We start from the raw sequence: 17,270 nt of genomic DNA on the forward strand, positions 1-17,270 counted from the left end.
TCCGGGGATGGCGCTGCTACAGCGGCGCCGTCAGGCGCCTGAGTGTCAGCCGCAGCTGCCGCTCAAGGAGGTCGTCCCAGGGGTTGAGAAACTCTTCCAGGATGCAGTAATCGCCCAGTTCGCTGGGCCGCTGCTCGAGGCGGCTGCTGACGTCGATGTCCTCGCAGACCCCGGCTGAGAGCATGACTTGCGGCGGCTTGCTGGCGCACAGGGTCTGCAGTTCGTCCAGGGTGGGCTGGATGTACAGCCCCGGGTAGATATCTGTTTCATCCCCGCGCCCCAGCTCGCTCTGGGCTACCGCCATGGCGATGTTCAGGGACAGGGTCATCTCCTTTTCCATTTCCTTGCTGATGGCGCGGACCAGCCAGGCGCAGGAAGCCGCGCGGAAAGCGGCGCTGCCGCCGCTGGTGTCGCCGCTGAAGAATACCGCCAACCCAAACTGCCGCACCACCTGCAGCTGGCCGCCGTAAAAACCCGCGGCGGCGTAGACGATCTGATGCAGGCGGTCGGTATAGCGGTGCAGGGAGCGTTCATCGAGGGTGTCGAGGTAGGCGGTCAGGCTGATCAGGTGCAGGTACAGCACTGCCGTGTCGCGATAATTTTCCTCTTTCGGCCCGGTGCCGGTCCGGGCCCGCAGCAGGTCCATGGGCAGCGCATCAATGTGATACTGCAGTTGCATCAGTTCATTGGGAGGCAGGCTGGTGGCGCGGTTGTCGTCCAGGGCAATCGCCTTCGCCTGTCGCTGCAAACGGTTGGCCAGCAGCCGCTGGCTCAGGTGGCGGGTGGCGCCATAGACGGCCAGGCTCAACAGGACCGCCAGTCCCAGCAGGCTGAGCAAAAACCGCATGCGCGCGGTTTCCACCAGGTCTGTGCCGATAGTGATTACCACCTCCCCGGCCAGATCATTCTCGATAAGTACCGGCGCGCGATACTCGCGCTGGTACTCGCCCTCGACTGTGCCGGCCTGGCCCAGAGCCCGGCCCTCCACATCGAAGATCGCCACCCTGCCGGCGGACGAGGATTCCACGAAACGGTGCAGGGACGCCGCCACGTTGAGCAAATCGCCGGTTTCCAGCGCGACACTGATGCGCCGGGCGATCTGCTGCGCCAGGGCATTGCCGAAGCTGGCTTGCTGTACTTCCTGCATGTGCCGGCTGGAAGTGGCCGCAAGACCGACCAGGGCGAGACTGATAAGGAGGCAGGCCAGGGCGGCGATGAGCGCCAGTTGGTGGCTCAAACTGGAGTCGCGGAAACTGTTGCTCACGCCGGTGGGCTTCCCTGTGATCAAAGCGGTTGAGTATAAACCATGGCAGACCCCGCTGCGCGGTCGGCGGGCGCTGCCCGATTGAGGCTGCGCGCCCCGACCTGTCCGGCCGAGGCTGCGCGGCCCGACCTGCGCGGCCCGACCTGTCCGGCCGAAATGTTTCGCTGCAACGGGCGCGGGGGTAGAATACGCGGCTTTGCCGCCTGCTGGACACTGCATTCCGTGAACGACATCGTCCTGATAACCCTTTCCGGTGAGGATCGCCCGGGCATCACCGCCGGCGTAACCGGGCTGCTGGCAGAGTGTGCGGTGAACGTCCTCGATATCGGCCAGGCCGTTATTCACGCAACTCTTTCCATGGGACTGCTGCTGGAAATACCCGAGGATGCTGGCCGGGGCGGTCTGGAACAGGCCCTGCAGGCGTTTGCCGCGGAACACCGCCTGCAGCTGCGCTGGGAGGCAGTGAGCAAGGAGAGTTATGGCGATTGGGTGGCTGCCCAGGGCAGGGCCCGCTACATCACCACCCTGTTGGCGCGCAAGATTACTGCCGATCAGCTGGCGCGGGTCAGCGCCGTGTTCTCGCGCCACGGCCTGGGGATCGACGGCATATCGCGCCTGTCGGGACGCATACCGTTGGGAGAGCTGCCGCCACTGAGCAAGGCCTGTGTCGAGTTTTCCCTGCGCGGTCCGTTGCCCGATAGCGCCGCGTTCCGCAAGGAACTGCTGGAGGTGGCCAGTGCCCTGGAGGTGGACCTCGCCTTCCAGGAAGACAACATGTACCGCCGCAACCGGCGCCTGGTGGCCTTTGACATGGACTCCACGCTGATCGAGGCGGAAGTCATCGACGAACTCGCAGAGCTGGCGGGGGTGGGCGACCAGGTCAGCGCGATCACTGCGCGCGCCATGCGCGGCGAGCTGGATTTCAGCGCCAGCTTTCGCCAGCGCGTGGCGCTATTGCAGGGGCTGCCCGAATCCGCCCTGGAGGAAGTGGCGGCGAACCTGCGCATTACCGAGGGGGCCCGGCACCTTGTCGCCACCCTGCGCGCGCTGGGCTACAAGACGGCCATCCTCTCCGGCGGCTTCACCTATTTCGCCGAGCGGCTGCAGCGCGAGTTGGGGATCGACTATGTGCATGCCAACGTGCTCGAGATCGCCCACGGTGCCGTCACCGGAGAGGTAAGTGGCGTGATAGTGGACGGTGAGCGCAAGGCCGCCCTGCTGCGTCAGCTCGCTTCCCGTGAGGGCATAGACTTACAGCAGGTGATTGCGGTGGGAGACGGCGCCAATGACCTGCCCATGCTCAGTATTGCGGGGCTCGGAATAGCGTTTCGCGCCAAGCCGCTGGTGCAGCAATCAGCGGAGCAGTCCATTTCCACGCTGGGGCTGGACGCGATCCTCTATCTGCTGGGAATATCCGATCGCTACCAGCCCGGCGCCGAGCGTCTGGTGTAGTAACTACACTAGATCTCTGACCACAGTGAGCGGAACGCGGAGCCCGGCAATTCGCGTTCTTCCCTGGGTTTGGCCTGTGCCGGACTGCCGGCCTCAAGAAACTCAAACTGGCTGTAGATTGCGGTGGCGGCTACCTGCCGCTGCAGCCGGATATTCTTGCTTTCACCGTGCCTGACCAGCGTGAGTTTCTGGCCTTCGCGAAAGCCGCTGCGCGGGGTAATCAGCGTTGGCGGCTGCGCCACCAGCTTGATCCCCGGTAGCAGCAGCACCCGGATCGGTTCTGACAGGCCTCCCTTCGGGTTCTGGATGCGCGCTCCCCAGGCCGCTGCCTGCGGGCTCAGCAGTTCAATACCGAGAATGCTGCTCTTGCCTGCGAGCTGACTCAACCAGCGAATGGAGGCGATCACCCATGAACCGCCCTCTTCCTCACGCACGCAGAGAATGTCGCCGCTGCGGATGGCGGCCGGCTGGTCCTGCTGCCACTCCAGGCAATAGCCACCGGGGCTGGCGTTGATGGCCGTCACCTGATATTCCCTGTGCCGCTCTTCTTCCTGGGCTTGCGGCTCTGGTTGTGGCTGGTCATGGCCTGCAAGCAGCACCGCCCGCGTATCTTCGTCAACCTCGACACTTTTTGCATCGCTGCTGTCATCGGGATCCGGCTGTTGCTCCCCGCTATAAATATCATCCGCGTACGCTTCCAGCCATGGGTCGCGGCGCTTGCGTTGCACCAGAAACGGATTGGTCACCATCCGCTCACTCACTGGCGGACGGTAGCCCTTGCCGTTCAGTACTTCGGCAAAGGTCAGGCCGCCGGCGACAAAGTAGTGGGTACTGTTCAGCCCCAGGGCTACATGCAGTCTTTGCTGCAGGCTCTGGCGACTGAAGTTGCGCGTGCTGACGGAGGACAGGGACACGATCATGTGCTGCAGGATGTTGTGGTGCAGGCGGACGTCGTTCGCAAACACGATGTCCTGGCGGCTACTGTCTTCGCCCGACTCAGCCAGTTCACCCAGATGCGCGACCAGCGGCCCGGTGTCGATCAGGCGCAGGTCCCGGCTCGCCGTGGCCCTGACGCTGTTGGTGTAGGTCGGTGGCTGGTCGCCACTGAGATCCACGGCAAACAGGCCCTCGCCTCCGGCGGATACCGGTGCCAGCCCGCTCCATTGCCGCAGGCCCTGGAAAATGGCCGCGAGATCGCCCTGCCGGAGCTGGTTCGGTTTACAGCAAGCCAGCAGCAGCGGTTGCAGCCAGGTTGCGGTGATCGTGGTCGATTCCTGCAGCATCCCGTTGATGCGCAACTGGGTCAGCTGTTGCCGCTCTGCCAGGGCGTAGAGCTGGTGGAGGGTTTGCCAGGCGCGATTCTCCTCCGGTTGGAATAGCTGGAAGCGCTGAAAAATTTTGCAACCGGTAAAGTAGACCGCCCGCTGCAGCGCCTCACACACCAGGCGAGCCGGGTTCACGTCGCGGATGCTCTCGCGGTGGCGAATGGCGTGGACCGCAACCAGGGTATAGGCCGTACTGGCGAGCCCGAACAGCTGGTCTGCCAGTTCCGCCATCTGTTGCGGCTCAGCGGGCAGCACCAGGGGTTGATTGATGAAGCGTCGGGAGAGACTGGCTGTCGCCACCTTCAGGTTGGGACGCATCGCCTCCAGAATGGCATAGCGCTGTTCGGCGGGCAGGGTCACCCGGTTGAGCTCGCCTATGGCGACGCGCAGCTGCTGCGCGACCTCGCGCGTATTGGTGACCGGCAGTGCATTGCTCCAGGACTGCACCCCCTCCAGGGTCAGGGGAAACAGGCTGTGCTGGTCGAGATCCTGGCGCGGAATTTTGAGCTTGACGGGTGCCTTGTCTGTCATGCCCCAGATCTCCCTGTGCCGTTATTGTGGTTCTGTTTGCGGCAAGAGTAGCCTATCCGGGGCGCCAATCGCCACCGGAATATCGCTGAAAGCCCAGGTGTGCGGTATCATTGCCACCCACTCTGGAAACTGGCGTAAAAGCGATCATGGCGAATTTTTCCACCAATGAGTTCAAGCCCGGCCTCAAGGTCTTGATGGACGGCGATCCCTGCAGCATTCTCGAGAACGAGTTCGTAAAGCCGGGCAAGGGCCAGGCCTTCAACCGGGTGCGCCTGCGCAACCTGAGGAGCGGGCGGGTCTGGGAGCGCACCTTCAAGTCTGGCGAAAGCCTGGAAGGCGCTGATGTTGTCGACCGCACCATGCAGTACCTCTATAACGACGGCGAATTCTGGTACTTCATGGAGCCCGACACCTTCGAGCAGCACCAGGCCGATGCCAAGGCGGTGGGTGACGCCTATCTGTGGCTGAAGGACCAGGACAACTGCGAGGTTACCCTCTATAACGGCACCCCGCTAGCCGTGGCGCCCGCCAATTTTGTCGAGCTGGAAATTGTCGAAACCGATCCCGGCCTCAAGGGTGACACCGCCCAGGGCGGCACCAAGCCCGCCAAGCTGAGCACCGGTGCCGTGGTCAAGGTGCCCCTGTTCGTTACCATCGGTGAGGTTGTTCGGGTCGATACCCGCACCGGTGAATACCAGAACCGCGTCAGCAAGTAAGCCCCCGGGCCAGGCCTCGCTGTGACTGACTGGCGCCCGGGCGCCGGGCCGGGCGCGCTGCGGGCACGGGCGGCGCTGCTGGCAAGCATCCGCGCGTTCTTTGCCGGGCGCGGCGTGTTGGAGGTGGAAACGCCCTTGCTGTGCTCTCGCGGCATTACCGACCCGGCTATCGAACCGCTGCTGGTGAGTGGTGGCATATCGGTTGGCGCCGGCCCCCGCTACCTGCAAACTTCCCCCGAATATGCCATGAAGCGCCTGCTGGCCGCGAGTAGTGGCCCGATCTACCAGATCTGCAAGGCCTTTCGCGACGGCGAGGCGGGAAGCAGGCACAACCCGGAGTTCACCCTGCTGGAGTGGTACCGGCCGGGTATGGATCACCACCAGTTGATGGTCGAAGTTGCCGCCCTGGTGTGCGCCTGCCTGGGGGAACGGCCGTGGCAGGCCTTGAGCTACCGGGATCTGTTCCAGCGCAGTATCGGCGTGGATCCCTTTGCCGACTCTCTGGAAACCCTGCAGCAGATGGTGCGCCAGATAGTCGACGTCGGCGCCCTGAGCGGCGACCGCGATCTCTGGCTGGACCTGCTGCTGACCCATGCGGTCGAGCCCTGGCTGACGGCGCAGGGCCTCTGTTTTGTCTACGATTATCCGTCCAGCCAGGCCGCCCTGGCCCGCCTGGGCGAACGCGATGGTTGCCAGGTGGGCGAGCGCTTCGAGCTCTATGTCGACGGTATTGAACTGGCCAATGGCTATCACGAACTCGGTGCCCCGGCGGAGCAGCGGGCGCGGTTCGAGGTCGACAACCGCCGCCGCCAGGCCCGCGGCCAGCCGCAACGGCCACTGGACGAGGCCCTGCTGGCGGCGCTGGCGGCAGGGCTGCCGGAATGCAGCGGGGTCGCGCTGGGGGTGGACCGGCTATTGCTGCTGGCGACCGGGGAGAGCGACATACGCCGCCTGCTGGCTTTCCCCTGGGACCGCAGTTGAGCGTTAATCGAGCAGCGCGGGGCCGTAGCCGGCGACGAACTCGGGCGGCATCCGCCGTGGCCGGCCGCTGCTGATTTCGATACAGACGAAACGCATCATGCCGCGCAGCAGGGTGAGGCCGTCCGCCGGCCGCAGGATCTGGAACCGGCGCTCCATGGTGAGCTTGCGGTCCCAGCTCACAATCCAGGTGCCCGCCACCAGCTCATCACCGGCCCGCGAAGCCTGCAGGTAGTCATACTCGCTGTGAGTAATGGCCATCGCCCGGTCCAGGCGCCGATAGGCTTCCAGGTCCAGGCCCAGGGCGACCGAGTGCGCCCAGGCCACCTGCTCGCACCATTTCACATAGACCGTGTTGTTGGTGTGTTCCAGGCCGTCGATGTCGTCGGCGCTGACCCGGGTCTCCAGAGTAAAGGGCTGCGGGTAGTCCCAGCCAGCCGGCTTCACGCTCACGCCGGCTGTCCTGCCGGGGCTGCGGTTTCCAGGGGTTTCTGGGCAAAGTGGGCCATGGCGTAGAGTATCGCCAGCACTGGGCAGATCAGGTTGAAAAAGGCGAACGGTGCATAGGTAAAGGTGGCCACGCCCAGAGTCGCAGACATGTAGGCGCCGCAGGTATTCCAGGGAATCAGCGCCGAGGTCAGAGTGGCGGAGTCCTCCAGGGTGCGGGACAGGTTCAGTCGCGACAGGCCGCGGCGGGGGTACTCGTCCTTGAACATCCGCCCCGGCAACGCCACTGAAATAAACTGGTCCGCCGCCAGGATATTGGCGGTGATGCAGGTGCCAACGGTGGCGCTGACCAGCCCGGCGGCACTGTGTACCCGCCGCAGGATCATTTGCAACAGGTAATCGAGAATGCCGGTGCGCTCCAGCACACCGCCAAACCCCAGCGCGCAGATGATCAGCCAGACCGTATTCAGCATGCTGCTCATGCCGCCCTTGCTCAGCAGGTCGTCGAGGAAGGCGTTGCCGCTGTCGGAGACATAACCGTCGAACAGGCTGATCCAGACACCCTTGAGCAGCAGCAGGGGCTGCGCCAGGCCGGGAGCGTTCCCCGCCAGCTGGCGCACGGCTTCGGGCTGGAACAGGATGGCAAACACCGCGCCGACCAGCGCGCTGACAACAATCGAGGGAAACGCCGGAAAGCGACGGTAGATCAGGGCCAGCATCAGCAGCAGAGGCAGCAGCAGGTGCAGGCCAATGTTGAATTCCTCGGTCAGGCCGGATTGCAGCAGCGCGATCTCCTCCGGCGTTGCCGCCGCGCCGCCGCCGATCAGCAGGAAAATCACCAGCGCCAGGGTGAAGCCGGGCACCGTGGTCCAGAGCATGTGCCGGATATGGTCGAACAGGTCGACGCCGGTAGCCGCGGCGGCGAGGTTGGTGGTATCCGACATCGGCGACAGCTTGTCGCCAAAATAGGCGCCGGAGATAATGGCACCGGCGGTGATGGCGGGGGACAGGCCGAAACTGCCGGCAATACCCATCAGGCCGATGCCAAGGGTTCCTGCCACGGTCCAGGAACTGCCGATACTGACCGCAACAACAGCGCAAATGGCCGCGCTGGCGGCGTAGAATAGCGCTGGATTGAGTATCTGCACGCCGTAGTAGATCATGGCGGGCACCGTGCCAGACAGAATCCAGGTGCCGATAAGCATGCCCACTGCGAGCAGGATCAAGGTCGGGCCGAGGCCCGTGGCGATGCCGTGGACAATGCCGTCCTGCACGGTGTACCAGGACAGGCCGATCCGCTTCCCCACCAGGGCCGCGACGCAGCTGGCCAGGATCAGGGCGATCTGGTTGGCACCGTAGGAGGAGTCCGCGCCGAACAGGTAGACCGATGTCGCCAGTAACAGGGTGAGGAATACGACCGGCGCCAGCGCCAGAGTGGTAGTCAGGGGCTGGGATGGCGGCTCGGCACTCAAGTATGGTTACTCTCTGGTTGCGCGGCGCGCCGCGGAAGCGTCGGGTTCAAAAATGCAGGATGCCTTAAAATACCCGGCGGGTACAGTTGCCAGCCGCCCGCAACGGAGACCAACCGCATGATCCGAACGCTGTGAGCAATGACCGCAAGGCACTCCTGCTGGGCCTCGTCGCAGTGCTGCTCTGGTCCACCGCCGCCACCGTCTTCAAGCTTGCGCTGCGGGAGCTGGACGTGTTCCAGCTGGTGGCCTGGGCGGTAACGGCGTCTGCCGCCGCCCTGCTGGCGATTGTATGGCTGCAGGGCCGGCAGGGGCTGTTGTGGTCGTCACTGCGCGTGCGCCCCGGATTTTTCCTCTTGCTGGGGGCGATCAATCCACTGCTGTACTACCTGGTATTGCTGCACGCCTACGACCTGCTGCCCGCGCAGCAGGCGCAGACCATCAACTACACCTGGGCCATTACCCTGGCCCTGCTGGCGGTGCCGCTACTGAGCCAGCGCCTGGGCTGGCGGGATCTGCTGGCCGCGGCCCTCGGCTACAGCGGCGTGGTGATCATCGCCACCGAAGGGCAGCCTCTGGCGATGAATTTCACCAGCCTGCCGGGGGTGGCCCTGGCTCTGGGGAGTACCCTGGTCTGGGCCCTGTACTGGATTCTCAACACCCGCAACAAGGGCGACCCGGTGGTCAGCCTGTGCCTGAATTTCCTGCTTGCGGTGCCCGCGGCCTGGGCGGTCTGCTTCACGCTCTCCACCGGCGCCACCGGTGGCTGGCGCGGTCTGACTGCGGCGCTCTACGTAGGGCTGTTCGAGATGGGCATCACCTTTGCGCTGTGGTCCAGCGCCCTGCGCCTGGCCAGCTCCGTCGCCCGGATCGGCAACCTGATTTTTCTCGCGCCCCTGTTTTCCCTGGTGTTGATTGCCACGGTGCTGGGAGAAAAGATACACCCGGCCACTCTGGTGGGGCTGGCGCTGATCATCCCCGGGGTGCTGCTGCAGCAGGCGGGCTCCCCGGCACCGGCGCGGGAGGCTTGAGTGGGGATGGCGGTACCGGACCGAACTGAACCGGTGGCGCTCGTGCCGCGCTACTACCGGGACAATTTCCTGCAACTGTGTGACGCGGTGGAAGCCCTGTACGGGGATCTGCTGCACGCCGATGAGCGCGCCCTGCTGGCGCGCTGGCGCGATCTCCCGGAGCCCGCCCAGTGCCTGTATGTGCGCCTGGTTTCCCGGGTCGGCCCCTGGTTCCGCCGGAGCAAGCTTGCGTATGCGGAAATCGGCGACCTCGCAGCGGCCCTGACCGAACTGTCTGCAGCCGGCCTGCTGGCCACATCCGGGGCTCTGGGGCTGGAGGAGCTGGCCCGGTTGTTCACCGTGGCGGAGTGGCGCCGGGCGTTCGCTGCGGACCTGCCAGCGGCGCAGCCCCGCAGCAAGCCGGACCTGCTCGCCGCGATCGCCGCACTGCAGTGGCCCGATGCCGACCTGCTCGGCCGACTGCTGGAGGTGACCGGAGACCAGCTGGTGGCTCCCATTGCCGGAGACACGGTGCAACTGCTGCAGCTGCTGTTTTTTGGCAACCGGCGGCAGGGGCTGACGGACTTTGTGCTCAGCGACCTGGGTATCGCCCGCTACTATCCCTATCCCCTGGACCGGCAGCGGCGCCGGTTCAGTTGCCGCGAAGCGGTGGACGAATACCGCTACTGGGGGGAGCTGGCGGACGCCCACTGGCTGTTGCAGGATGCCGGCGACGCCGGCGGCCTGGCCGCGCTGGCCGAACAAACCCTGGCCACTTCGCCACGCTTTGCGACCAGTGAGCGGCGCTACTGGAAACTGTGCAATCGTCTGGCGCGCAATCTGGAGCGGATTGGCGAGCTGGCACTGGCGGCGCAGTTGTATGCGCGCAGCCAACTGCATCCCGCAAGGGAACGCCATATACGGGTACTGGAGAATTCCGGCAGCTGCGAGCAGGCGCTGCAACAGTGTAAACAACTGCTGGACCAGCCCTGGTGTGAGGAAGAGCGCGAAGCCGCACAGCGGATCCTGCCCCGGCTGCACCGCCGGCTGGGGCAGCCGTCGCCGGCAAGGCGCAGGGACGCGGTGCGGACCCTGGACCTTGCCCTGCCCAGGGTGGAGTTCGGGGTGGAACTGGCGGTGGCCAGACATCTGGCTGCGGACTGGCGCGGCGTGCACTATGTGGAAAATGCCCTGTTCAACAGCCTCTTTGGCCTCGCTTTCTGGGAGCAGATATTTTCTCCAGTTGCCGGTGCTTTCCACAACGCCTTTCAGAGCGTCCCCGCCGATATGTACCTGCAGGGCTTCTACCAGCGCCGCCAGACCCTGCTCGACGCCCGTCTGGCCGAGCTCGCGACCGTGGACCTGTACCCGGAACTGCTGACGGCGCTGCACCGGTATTGGGGTTACCAGTGCCGCTGGGTCAGCTGGCAGCTGCTGTCGGCACCGCTGCTCGAGCAAGTGCTGGCCTGCTTGCCCCGGGAGCACCTTTTGGCGATCTGGCAGCGGATGCTGTTTGATCCGGGCGAGAACCGCCGGGGGTTCCCCGACCTGATTGCGCTGGGCGACGCCCCCGGTGCCTATTGCCTGATCGAGGTGAAAGGCCCCGGCGACCAGTTGCAGCACAGCCAGCGCCGCTGGCTGCGTTTCTTTGCGGAACAGGCGGTGCCCGCCTGCGTGGCACGGGTGAGCTGGGCCAGTGCCTGAAATTCTGCTGACAGTGCGGGAGCTGGCGCGGTTCTGCCACCGCAGCGGTGACATCGATCATCGCTTTACCCCCGCGCCCACCGGATTGCAGGGTATTGCCGGGCACCAGCGCATCTACCGGGCCCGGCCGGCCTCCTACCAGCGCGAATTCGCGGTCGAATTCAGCCGCGCGGGAGCGCCCGCCGCGGGAGCGCCCGCCGCGGGGACGCCCGCCCTGCGGCTGCGCGGGCGCGCCGACGGCTACGACCGCGAGCAACAACTGGTGGAGGAGATCAAGACCTGCCGCATCGACCCGGCGCGGATTCCAGAAGCGGTGAGCCGCCTGGGACTGGCCCAGGGGCGGCTCTACGCCGCCATGATTGCGGCGCAGGAGGATCTGCCGGGACTGACGGTGCAGCTTACCTGGCTGCAGATCGATAGCGGTGAGGAGCAGGTCCTGCAGCAGGCCTACACGCGGGCCGAACTGGATGCCTTTCTGGAGGACAGCCTGGAGCGCTATGGCGCGTGGCTGACACTGGTGGCACAGCGCCGTGCCGCGCGTGACGCGAGTTTGCAGGACCTGCCCTTCCCCCACCCGCAGTTTCGTCCCGGCCAGCGCGCACTGTCCGAGCGCGTGTACAAGTGCATACACCAGGCGGGGCGTCTGCTGCTGGAGGCGCCTACCGGGATCGGCAAGACCGCCGCTGTGCTCTACCCCGCGCTGAAGGCGCTGGCTACCGGCCGCCATGACAGCATTGTCTTCGCCACCACCCGGATCAGCGGGCGGCGGGCGGCGCAGCAGGCAATGGCGCGTTTTGCCGACGCGGGCTATGCCGGCAATGCCCTGAGCCTGATGGCGAAGGACCAGGTTTGCCTGTCCCCCGGCCGCGCCTGTCACGGCGAGGACTGCCCCTATGCCCGCGGCTACTACGACCGCCTGCCGGTCGCGCTGGAGGATGCCCTGGCCGAGCCGCTGCTGGATCCGGAAACGCTGGCGGGCATTGCCCGCGGGCACGAGGTCTGCCCCTACCAGCTCAGCCTGGACCTGGCGCCCTGGGCAGATGTGATTGTGGCGGATGTGCATCATGTCTTCAGCCCCACGGCCAACCTCGCGGACCGGCTCAGTGAGGATGGCCGGCGCTGGACGGTACTGCTGGATGAGGCCCACGGCCTGCCGGACCGGGCCCGGCAGATGTACGGGGCCGAGCTTCCCAAGGCCACGATCATGGCTGCCCGGCGGGAGGCGCCGGCGGTGCTGAAGCCGGCGCTGGACAGGCTCAATCGGCGCCTGCTGGAACTGCAGAAACTGGACTGGCAGCAGCCGCAAAGCCACTGGCTGGATAAGGTGCCGCCTTCCCTCGGGCAGAGCCTGGAGCAGTGCGCCGAGGCGGTGGCGGCCGCACTGGCGCAGGACCCGTTCCTGCTGCAGTCCCGTCCGGCGCTGCGGGACAGCTATTTTGTCGCACTGCAGTGCCTGCGCGTGCTGGACCTCTGGGGCGAGGAGTTCTCCCTGGAGCTGGTGCGCAGCCGGGAACCGCAGAGCCTGCGGTTGCTCCTGCACTGTCTGGATCCGGCGCGGCTGCTGGCTCTGCGCCAACAGGCGCTGCACGCGCTGGTCGTATTCTCCGCTACCCTGTCGCCGCAGCAGTGGGCGCTGGATTCGCTGGGCCTGGATGCGTCGGCGGTGGCCTGGCGCGCGCCGTCGCCCTTTGCCCGGGAGCAGCTCCAGGTGCTGCTGGCAACGCATGTGGATACCCGCTATCAGCAGCGCAATGCCAGCCTGGGCCAGCTGGCGCTGCTGCTGCGGGAGTGGCTGGCAGCGGAGCCCGGCAATTGCCTGCTGTACTTCTCATCCTACCAGTATCTGCAGTCCTGTCTGCAGGCGATGGACGCGGATGGCTGGCCGGGAGAACGCCGTCTGTGGATTCAGGGCCGTGCTCCCCAGGGCCGCGATGAGCTGCTGCAGTTGCTGCAGGAGGAACGCAATGTCGCCGCCTTTTGCGTTCTCGGCGGCGCGTTCGGGGAGGGTATCGACCTGCCGGGGGACCAGCTCAGCAGCGTGGTTGTGGTCGGTGTGGGCCTGCCCCAGGTAAACAGCGCCAATGAGCGTCTGCGCGAGCTATACCAACGCCGCTATGGCGCCGGCTTTGCCCATGCCTACCAGTACCCGGGTTTGCAGAAGGTCAGCCAGGCCATCGGCCGGGTGGTGCGCACGGAGACCGACCGCGGCAAGGCACTGCTGATCGACAGCCGCTACGCGGATCCTGCCTGCCGTGCCCTGTTGCCGCCCTGGTGGTCCTACCGCGATTACGCCGCCCCCGGCAGCCGGTAGCCCGGCTTGGCAAAAGAAAGCTGCACCGTACCGATAATGCGCTCGCGGAACCCGCCCTCGCAATAGCACAGGTAGAACTCCCACATGCGAATGAAATGGTCGTCAAAGCCCATGCGCCGCACGGCCTCGAGCTGGTTTGTGAAACGCTCACGCCAGCTGGCCAGGGTGCGGGCGTAGTCCTGGGTGATGTCCCGCAGGTGTATGATCTGCATATCCGTGTCCCGGGCAATGTGGTCGGCAATGACCGCCAGTGACGGCAGGCAGCCGCCGGGGAAGATAAAGCGTTTGATGAAGTCCACCGTGTCACGGGCCTGGCGGTAGCGCTGGTCGCTGATGGTAATGGCCTGGATGACCATCTTCCCGCTGGGCTTCAGCAGTGCGCTGCAGCGGGCAAAATAGTTGCTGTAGAACTGGTAGCCAACCGCTTCGATCATCTCCACGGACACCAGCTTGTCGTACTCCCCCGTTAGATTGCGGTAGTCCTCGCACAGCAGGGTAATGCGGTCGGCCAGGCCCAGCTCCGCCACGCGCTTGCGGGCGTACTCGTACTGCTCCCGGGAAATAGTGGTGGTGGTAACCCGGCAACCGTAGTGCTGGGCCGCGTGGATCGCCATGCCTCCCCAACCGGTCCCTATCTCCAACAGATGATCCTCCGGAGTCAGCTCCAGCTGGCGACAGAGTTCCTCGAGCTTGGCCTGCGAGGCGTCCTCCAGGGTCGCTTCCGCGGTCTCGAACACCGCCGCCGAATACATCATGGTCGGGTCGAGGAAGAGCCGGAAGAAATCATTGCCGAGGTCGTAGTGGGCGGCAATGTTCTTGCGCGACCCCTTGTGGGTGTTGCGGTTGAGGCCGTGGGCGATTTTCAGGCCCATGCGCACGGGCCAGGACTGCTTCGCCTCAACGGCCTCCATGGTGACCATGTTGGCGCTGAACAGGCGGGTCACCGCGGTCAGGTCGGGTGTGGTCCAGTCACCTTCTATGTAGGCCTCGCCAGAGCCGATAGTGCCACCCGCCAGCAACTTGCCATAGACCTTGGGGTTGTGCACATAGACTTCGGCGTGCGGTTCGCCGTCGCGATCCGGGTCGCCAACGCGAAAAACCTGGCCGCCGTCGTGGATGGTCATGCTTCCCACAGTGAAATTGTCCAGAACCCGCAGCAGCAGTGTGCGGGCCAGTTGGGTGTTGGACCAGCGGCTGGGAGCCTTGGTCTGCAGCCGAACCTGGCTGACGCTCATGTCACTCATTTCGTACTCCAGAGGTTTTTGATCCGGGGTGGGCGTGAACCGGCACACCCTTGACGAGCAGGCGCAGGGCCTGCCAGTAAATCGCCAGCGCTACCTTTGCGGTCATCAGCGGGTAGCGCCAGAGAATGAGGTTGAGGTTGCGGGCGGTCATGGGCAGTGCCTGCAGGGACAGGCTGGCATCGAACATCTTGCCCGCGTCAGTGGTGGTGGCCAGGTAGATCGACAGCTGTTCGTCGGGGGTACTGCTGCGCCAGTGGTACTGCATGCCCATCGGGTTGAAGGGGGAGACATGCATGGACTTGGCAAAATCCTGCTGCAGCCAGCGGCCGCTTTCGGGCCCCGCAAGCACGTAGCTGTGGCGCTCATTCCAGGGAGTGCTGGTGACCTCGGCCACAAGGTACTCAAGCCGGCTTTCATCCTCGCTGTAGCAGTAGTAACAGGCAATCGGATTGATCAGGTAGCCGAAGTAGCGCAGATTGGCCAGCAGATAGATCGGGCCCTTGTGGATGGCACCGGTTTCCTCGCGGATACGGCGCCGGACCTCGTCCTGCAGCGGCAGGTTGGGGTCGCCGAGGAAGTCGCTGCGACGGAAGCGGGCAGGCGCCCAGCGGGTGGCGGACCAGAACCATCTGCCGCGGAACAGCTCCGGGAGTTCGTCCAGGCAGATCCAGGGCATGAATACGCGATAGCTGAACTCGTGTGCCCGGGGCAGGAAGCGGCGGTGCCGCAGCCATCCCTGGTAGAGCCGTGATCTCACGCGGCAGCCTTGCTGGCCTGGGCGATGGCTTCCACCACCCGCAGGGCGCTGACGACACCGTCTTCATGGAAGCCGTTGTGCCAGTAGGCGCCGCAGTACCAGGTGCGGCGCTGGCCGTTGATCTCATGCCAGCGGCCCTGGGCGGCAATGCCTTCAAGGGAGAACACCGGGTGGGCGTAATTGAATGTGCCCAGGATCTTGTTGGGGTTGATCGAGCGGGTATCGTTGAGGGTGACGCAGAAGGTTTCCGGCGCCTGCAGCCCCTGCAGAATGTTCATGTTGTAGGTCACCACGGCCCGCTGCTCGTCCACGCCCAGGCGGTAGTTCCAGCTCGACCAGGTCTTGCGATTCTTCGGCAGCAGGCGGGTGTCGGTATGCAGTACCACTTCATTGTTCTGGTAGGGCAGCGCGCCCAGCACCGCCTTCTCTTCGGTGCTCGGGTCAGCGAGCATGGCCAGCGCCTGGTCAGAATGGGTGGCTACCACAACCTCGTCAAAGCGGAAGCTGCGCCCGTCCTGCAATACAATCTCGACGCCCTGGGGGCTGCGCCGCAGTTGGGCAACCGCGGCGCCAGTGTGGATTCGCTGTTCGAAGCGCCGGCACAGGGGGCGCAGGTACTCCCTCGAACCGCCCTCAATGACCCGCCACTGGGGTCGTTCGTTGACTGACAGCAGGCCGTGATTGCGGAAGAAACGGATGAAGAATTCGAGTGGAAAATGGCTGATGCTGGCGCAATCTGCCGACCAGATGGCTGAGCCCATGGGCACCAGGTATTGCCGGGTAAAGGCTTCACCATAGCCCTTGCGCTGGAGGTAATGGCCGAGGGTTTCCCCCTCCTCCAGCGCTCCGGCTTCGAGGTCGGCAACGGATTCGCGATTGAAGCGCAGGATGTCCCGCACCATGCCGATAAAATGCGGTGAAAGCAGGTTCCGGCGCTGGGCGAACAGGGTGTCGATGCTGGTGCCAGAATATTCGAGACCGGAGTGCTCGTCGCTGACGCTAAAGCCCATGGAAGTGGCCGTGCTGCTTACCCCCAGCTCTTCCATCAGGGCAATGAAGTTGGGGTAGGTCCAGTCGTTGAAGACGATGAATCCGGTGTCTACGGCATAGCGCCGGGTGCCCAGCTTGACGTCCACGGTTGCGGTGTGGCCGCCGACCTGGCTGCCCGCCTCGAACACGGAGACGGTGTGCTTCTGGCCGAGGTAGTGGGCACAGGCCAGGCCGGAAATGCCTGCTCCGATAACTGCTATGTCCAACTGCGGATCTCCTCCGGGCCTGTGCCTGTGAAAGAGGCATGCCCGCTGTGGGCGCACGCGAGTGCGTTGATGTTTACTGCCCAAGTTACGCCCGCTGCAGGCTGCTGGATCATGGCAGCTTCTTTATGAACTGATTTGATCCACTACCAGTAGCCAAGCGTATACTGCCTCGACTGCATTGAATAGTAGTGGAGAAGGGCCGTGGAAGAACAGGACAAGGGTGCGTCATCCGGCTGGCAGGGGCCCACGGGTCGGCGCACGGATGAGTGGAGCGAGTGCCTGACCCTGATCGCGGCCAATGAGGACCGCGCAGCATTCACGCGCCTGTTCCGGCACTTCGCCCCGCTGGTCAAGGCCTTTGCACTGTCGGGTTCCAGCCTGTCCGCGACCCACGCCGATGAGCTGGTGCAGGAAGTCATGTTGAAAGTCTGGCAAAAAGCCCGGGCGTTTGATCCGGAAAAGGCAGCGGCGAGTACCTGGGTATACACGATCGCGCGCAACTGTCGCACGGACATGTTCCGTCGGCTGCAGAAGTTCGACACGCCCCTGGCCGCGGATGATTTCACCCCGGATCAGGAGCCGTCAGAGCCGTTTGCGATGCTGCAGAGTCGGCGCAGTCGCGACAGGATTCACGAATTGATGGGGACCCTGCCCCCGGACCAGGCCCAGATCCTGGCCAAGGTTTACATGGAAGGGAAGTCGCACGCGGAAGCGGCGGCGGAGTTGGATCTGCCTCTGGGCACCGTGAAGTCACGGGTGCGACTGGCAATCCAGAAACTGCAAATTCAGATAGACAGGTAAGCAAG

Annotated in this window: 14 protein-coding genes; 7 read left to right on the forward strand and 7 right to left on the reverse strand. The window is 64.9% G+C overall.

The window, feature by feature from the left end; translation table 11 throughout:
• Positions 1 to 16: 16 nt before the first annotated feature.
• Positions 17 to 1,264, reverse strand: coding sequence for a hypothetical protein (locus Q6D67_RS04425; protein WP_304704374.1), 1,248 nt, complete (start codon positions 1,262 to 1,264; stop codon positions 17 to 19).
• A gap of 222 nt (positions 1,265 to 1,486) precedes the next feature.
• Here Q6D67_RS04425 and serB point away from each other — a divergent pair, with 222 nt between their 5' ends.
• A complete protein-coding gene (gene serB, locus Q6D67_RS04430; RefSeq protein ID WP_304704375.1) occupies positions 1,487 to 2,716 on the forward strand; it encodes a phosphoserine phosphatase SerB in 1,230 nt (409 codons plus the stop codon).
• Positions 2,717 to 2,724: 8 nt separating this feature from the next.
• Here the strand turns inward: serB and Q6D67_RS04435 are convergent, their stop codons facing one another.
• Entirely contained in the window at positions 2,725 to 4,572 is a 1,848-nt protein-coding gene (locus tag Q6D67_RS04435; RefSeq protein ID WP_304704376.1) for a hypothetical protein, read from the reverse strand.
• Between the two features lie 146 nt (positions 4,573 to 4,718).
• Between Q6D67_RS04435 and efp the strand changes: the two genes are divergently transcribed.
• On the forward strand, positions 4,719 to 5,288 hold the full coding sequence (efp, locus tag Q6D67_RS04440; protein WP_304704377.1) for an elongation factor P: 570 nt from the start codon (positions 4,719 to 4,721) through the stop codon (positions 5,286 to 5,288).
• Between the two features lie 21 nt (positions 5,289 to 5,309).
• Positions 5,310 to 6,269 carry an EF-P lysine aminoacylase EpmA gene (gene epmA, locus Q6D67_RS04445; RefSeq protein WP_304704378.1) on the forward strand — a complete coding sequence of 320 codons (960 nt, stop codon included), beginning with the start codon at positions 5,310 to 5,312 and terminating at the stop codon, positions 6,267 to 6,269.
• 3 nt (positions 6,270 to 6,272) lie between these two features.
• On the opposite strand, the gene Q6D67_RS04450 is transcribed toward epmA, so the two are convergent.
• Both Q6D67_RS04450 and nhaC read right to left on the reverse strand, forming a co-directional pair.
• Entirely contained in the window at positions 6,273 to 6,719 is a 447-nt protein-coding gene (locus tag Q6D67_RS04450; protein ID WP_370551918.1) for an acyl-CoA thioesterase, read from the reverse strand.
• Positions 6,716 to 8,185, reverse strand: a complete 1,470-nt coding sequence (gene nhaC / locus Q6D67_RS04455) for a Na+/H+ antiporter NhaC (protein WP_304704379.1) — start codon at positions 8,183 to 8,185, stop codon at positions 6,716 to 6,718. Before nhaC ends, Q6D67_RS04450 begins: the two co-directional genes overlap by 4 nt.
• 131 nt (positions 8,186 to 8,316) lie before the next feature.
• Here nhaC and Q6D67_RS04460 point away from each other — a divergent pair, with 131 nt between their 5' ends.
• The 3 genes from Q6D67_RS04460 to Q6D67_RS04470 are packed head-to-tail and all read left to right on the forward strand — an operon-like array spanning position 8,317 to position 13,207.
• Positions 8,317 to 9,213 (forward strand): DMT family transporter, encoded by an 897-nt coding sequence (locus Q6D67_RS04460; RefSeq protein ID WP_304704380.1) that lies wholly within the window; start codon positions 8,317 to 8,319, stop codon positions 9,211 to 9,213.
• Positions 9,214 to 9,219: 6 nt separating this feature from the next.
• Positions 9,220 to 10,896 carry a VRR-NUC domain-containing protein gene (locus tag Q6D67_RS04465; RefSeq protein ID WP_304704381.1) on the forward strand — a complete coding sequence of 559 codons (1,677 nt, stop codon included), beginning with the start codon at positions 9,220 to 9,222 and terminating at the stop codon, positions 10,894 to 10,896.
• Complete coding sequence (locus tag Q6D67_RS04470; protein ID WP_304704382.1) at positions 10,889 to 13,207, forward strand: ATP-dependent DNA helicase; 2,319 nt, start codon at positions 10,889 to 10,891, stop codon at positions 13,205 to 13,207. Before Q6D67_RS04465 ends, Q6D67_RS04470 begins: the two co-directional genes overlap by 8 nt.
• On the opposite strand, the gene Q6D67_RS04475 is transcribed toward Q6D67_RS04470, so the two are convergent.
• From Q6D67_RS04475 to Q6D67_RS04485, 3 genes are read right to left on the reverse strand one after another with little or no spacing between them, the layout of a single operon-like run.
• The gene (locus Q6D67_RS04475; RefSeq protein WP_304704383.1) at positions 13,183 to 14,451 is read right to left on the reverse strand and encodes a cyclopropane-fatty-acyl-phospholipid synthase family protein; all 1,269 of its coding nucleotides are present in this window, start codon (positions 14,449 to 14,451) and stop codon (positions 13,183 to 13,185) included. The genes Q6D67_RS04470 and Q6D67_RS04475 overlap by 25 nt on opposite strands.
• Positions 14,444 to 15,208: a DUF1365 domain-containing protein gene (locus Q6D67_RS04480; protein ID WP_304704384.1), complete on the reverse strand. Its 765-nt coding sequence runs from the start codon at positions 15,206 to 15,208 to the stop codon at positions 14,444 to 14,446. Before Q6D67_RS04480 ends, Q6D67_RS04475 begins: the two co-directional genes overlap by 8 nt.
• Positions 15,205 to 16,464 carry an NAD(P)/FAD-dependent oxidoreductase gene (locus Q6D67_RS04485; RefSeq protein WP_304704385.1) on the reverse strand — a complete coding sequence of 420 codons (1,260 nt, stop codon included), beginning with the start codon at positions 16,462 to 16,464 and terminating at the stop codon, positions 15,205 to 15,207. Before Q6D67_RS04485 ends, Q6D67_RS04480 begins: the two co-directional genes overlap by 4 nt.
• Before the next feature lie 201 nt (positions 16,465 to 16,665).
• Between Q6D67_RS04485 and Q6D67_RS04490 the strand changes: the two genes are divergently transcribed.
• Positions 16,666 to 17,265 (forward strand): sigma-70 family RNA polymerase sigma factor, encoded by a 600-nt coding sequence (locus Q6D67_RS04490; RefSeq protein WP_304704386.1) that lies wholly within the window; start codon positions 16,666 to 16,668, stop codon positions 17,263 to 17,265.
• Positions 17,266 to 17,270 lie beyond the last annotated feature (5 nt).

It is taken from the genome of Haliea sp. E1-2-M8 (genome assembly GCF_030649675.1).
Lineage (GTDB): Bacteria > Pseudomonadota > Gammaproteobacteria > Pseudomonadales > Halieaceae > Haliea.

Coding starts and splice junctions, on each gene's coding strand:
- Q6D67_RS04435 (WP_304704376.1), bottom strand. CDS start 4,572: ATGACAGACAAGGCACCCGTCAAGCTCAAAATTCCGCGCCAGGATCTC.
- efp (WP_304704377.1), top strand. CDS start 4,719: ATGGCGAATTTTTCCACCAATGAGTTCAAGCCCGGCCTCAAGGTCTTG.
- Q6D67_RS04465 (WP_304704381.1), top strand. CDS start 9,220: ATGGCGGTACCGGACCGAACTGAACCGGTGGCGCTCGTGCCGCGCTAC.
- Q6D67_RS04475 (WP_304704383.1), bottom strand. CDS start 14,451: ATGAGTGACATGAGCGTCAGCCAGGTTCGGCTGCAGACCAAGGCTCCC.